Genomic DNA, 2835 nt, shown 5'->3' with positions numbered 1-2835 from the left:
CTACCGCTACGGCTTCGGCCACGCCCCCGCGAGCAGCCCGCCCGCACCCCGGGCGCCGGAGACCGCGCCGCCGCCGGCCCGCACCGGCCGCATGCTCTACGCGGCCCCGGCCGACCGCCTCACCGCGGCCACGCACCGCATCGCCGAGGCGGAGGGCGCGGTCCTCGTGGTCACCTCCGAACCCGCCCTGTGGGCCCGTACCAAGGACGCCCGGGCCAAACTGGGCCCGATCCTCCTCTACGACCCCACGCACCGCTGCGACACCCCGGCCCGGATGCACTGGAGCCCCACCGAGGGCTGCACCGACCGCGACACCGCCGCCGCCCGCGCCCTGGCCCTCCTGGCCCCGGTCCGGCCCCAGGCCCGGATCGACGCCGCGGTCGCCAACACGGCCGAGACCCTGCTGCGGAGCTGGCTGCACGCGGCCGCCCTGGACGACCGCCCCTTCAAGCAGCTCCACCGCTGGGCCCAGGGCACCTCGGCCCAGGACCCGGTCCGTGTCCTGCGCACCCATCCGCAGGCCGCCGCCGGCACGGCCGGCGAGCTGGAGAGCGCCCTCACCGCCCACCCCGAACGCCGGGACATGGCACAGCAGCTGACGGCCCGTGCCCTGTCGTCCCTCTCGTCCGTCCACATCCGCGACGCCTGCAATCCGAACCGAACAGATGCGCTCGCGTTGGCATCGTTCGTGACCGAAGGGGGCACTCTCTATGTGGTGGGTGAACCGATCGAAGACCCTCGTACCCACCCGGGTGCGATGCCGTTGCTGACCGCACTCGCCGCGAGCGTGGTCGAGCACGGCCGCCGCATGGCCGCACGGTCATCCCACGGTCGGCTCGACCCACCACTCTCGCTGGTCCTGGACGACGTGGCCGCCGTCGCCCCGATCCCCCAGCTCCCGGACCTCCTGACGGACACCACCCTGCCCCTCCTGGCCCTGTGCCGCAGCCATGAACAGGCCCGCTCCCGCTGGCCGGAGGCGGCCACCGCCCTGCCGGCCCGCTAGGACCGGACCCGTGACGGGCCGACCGCCACCCCGGTCGGTCCGTCCCCCACCCCGATGCTCGCCACGACCTCGTTCGTCCGCGTACGGATCACGGACAGCTCGTCCGAGCCGAAGTTGCTGACGTGGACGCGCGAGCCGTCCGGGTCGACGGCCAGCCCGACGGGGCCGTCGCCGACCGGGACGGTCGCCGTGACGGCCCGGGTCCGGGTGCTGATCACCGACACCTCGTCGGAGCCGAGGTCGGCGACGTAGACGCGCCGCCCGTCCGGCCGCACCCCGATCCCGCTCGGCTGGTCGCCGACCGGGATCCTCGCGACCAGCGTGCGGCGGCGGGTGTCGACGACGGACACGTCGTCGGAGGCCAGATCGGAGACGTAGAGGTACCGCTCGTCCGGTGTCAGCACCAGGGCGGTCGGACCGCTGCCCACCGGGACGGTGGCGGCGACCGTGCCGGTCGAGGTCCGGACCACCGAGACGGCGTCGGAGCCGGCGTCGGCGACGTAGAGCGTGGATCCGTCCGAGGACACGGCCAGACCCAGCGGCTGGCGGCCGACGGCGATGGTGTCGACGACGACGTTCCCCTCGGGGACACCGATCACGGACACGTCGTCCGAGCCGACGTCGGCGACGTAGACGCACCGGCCGTCGGGGGAGACGGCGACCCGGCTGGGCTCCCGACCGACCCCGACGGTGTCGACGACCGTACGGCGCCGCGCGTCCACCACGGACACCGTGTCGGCCCCGGAGTTGGTGACGTAGAGCCGGGACCCGTCCGGGCTGACGGCCACGCTGTCGGGGCCGTCGCCCACGGCGATGGTGTCCACCACGGTGCCGGCGCGGGGATCGACCACCGAGACGGTGTCGGAGTGCAGGTCGGCGACGTAGACGAAGCCTCCCGGCGGCCGGCTCCCGGCCGGGGCCGCCTCCGGAGCCACGAACCCGGTCAGGCCCGCCACCGCCGCCAGTACCGCTCCCGTGACCGCCGCCCGGACGGTCCACGTCCCCTGATGCCTCGTCATGGCCTCACGCTAGGCGAGGCGCTGCGGCACCGGCGGGTGGCACGCCCGGGTCAGGGCCGCGGGAGTACGTACTCCAGCTCCTCGGCGGACGGGTCGCCCGGCATCGGCAGGACGGAGCCCGACGGCCGGAACCCGAAGCGCTCGTAGAACGCGGCGGCCCGCCGGTTCTCCTGGTGCACGAACAGCCGTACGCGCTCCAGCCGCGGCGCCTCCCTCGCCCAGGCCCATGCCACGGCGGCGTCGAAGAGCTGCGCGACGACGCCGGTGCCGCGGTGCTCGGGGCGGACGAACACGCCCACGATGTGCGCCTGGTCCACCTCGACCGGATCGTCCAGGAGGCTCGCGGAGCCGGCGGCCTCCACGAACGCGGTGACGGACCCGGCCCAGGAGCCGTCGGCCGTCTCGGCCACGAACTGCCGGATCAGCCCCTGCTCCTGCGCCGCCCGCTCGGTCCGCTCCTGCCAGAACGTGTCGGGCTGGGCGGAGGAGGTCTCGTAGGTCTCCAGGAAGGCGATGGGGGCGACCGGGTCCTGGAGCGCCGCGAGGCGGAGCTCCTTGACCTTCTCCCACTCGTCGGTGCGGACGGGACGTATGACGTATGGCTGCGTGATCATGCGGGGGATCCTAGCCCTGAACGCAGAAAAGCCCCGCACCATTTTCGGTGCGGGGCTTTCCCACAATGATTGTTCGGCGGCGTCCTACTCTCCCACAGGGTCCCCCCTGCAGTACCATCGGCGCTGAAAGGCTTAGCTTCCGGGTTCGGAATGTAACCGGGCGTTTCCCTAACGCTATGACCACCGAAACACTATG

2 protein-coding genes, 1 rRNA gene and 1 pseudogene are annotated in these 2835 nt (G+C 73.5%); 1 reads left to right on the top strand and 3 read right to left on the bottom strand.

Features of this window, described 5'->3' with window-relative positions:
• Window positions 1–1006, top strand: a pseudogene (locus EF918_RS38805) (type VI secretion protein); the annotation flags it as partial.
• Here EF918_RS38805 and EF918_RS34360 read toward each other — a convergent pair.
• The 3 genes from EF918_RS34360 to rrf all read right to left on the bottom strand — a co-directional run bounded on the left by EF918_RS34360 (window position 1003) and on the right by rrf (window position 2827).
• A complete protein-coding gene (locus tag EF918_RS34360) occupies window positions 1003–2025 on the bottom strand; it encodes a beta-propeller fold lactonase family protein (RefSeq protein ID WP_260610961.1) in 1023 nt (340 codons plus the stop codon). The pseudogene EF918_RS38805 and the gene EF918_RS34360 sit on opposite strands and share 4 nt — an antisense overlap.
• Before the next feature lie 50 nt (window positions 2026–2075).
• Window positions 2076–2639 (bottom strand): GNAT family N-acetyltransferase, encoded by a 564-nt coding sequence (locus EF918_RS34355; protein WP_125652791.1) that lies wholly within the window; start codon window positions 2637–2639, stop codon window positions 2076–2078.
• 71 nt (window positions 2640–2710) lie between these two features.
• Window positions 2711–2827: ribosomal RNA gene (gene rrf / locus EF918_RS34350) — 5S ribosomal RNA — on the bottom strand.
• Window positions 2828–2835: the final 8 nt, after the last annotated feature.

Source organism: Streptomyces sp. WAC06614, from assembly GCF_003949795.1.
Taxonomy (GTDB): domain Bacteria; phylum Actinomycetota; class Actinomycetes; order Streptomycetales; family Streptomycetaceae; genus Streptomyces.
Note: the sequence above shows the minus strand (reverse complement) of the source record. Positions and strands in the feature narration are given on the sequence as shown.